General features: G+C 47.4%; 1 protein-coding gene. It reads left to right on the forward strand.

Going from position 1 to position 215, the window contains the following annotated elements; all coding sequences use genetic code 11:
* On the forward strand, window positions 1-215 hold a 215-nt coding region (locus HJY11_RS14455; protein WP_208076556.1), incomplete at both ends, for a PTS transporter subunit EIIC.

Here is a 215-nt window from a genome sequence, read left to right on the forward strand (position 1 = left end):
TGGCGGCGCTTCACAATAAGTATTACAAAATCACGCTGCCGAATGCGCTGTCCTTCTTCGGTGGCTCCCGGTTTGTACCGATTATTTCCACTCTGGTATATGTCGGAGTCGGAATTCTTCTGTTTTTTGTATGGCCGTTTGTGCAGAATGGAATTTACGCACTGGGAGGACTGGTGACGGGAACCGGATATTTCGGAACATTGATCTTCGGTATT

Source organism: Bittarella massiliensis (ex Durand et al. 2017), from assembly GCF_017566145.1.
Classification (GTDB): Bacteria; Bacillota; Clostridia; order Oscillospirales; family Ruminococcaceae; genus Bittarella; species Bittarella massiliensis_A.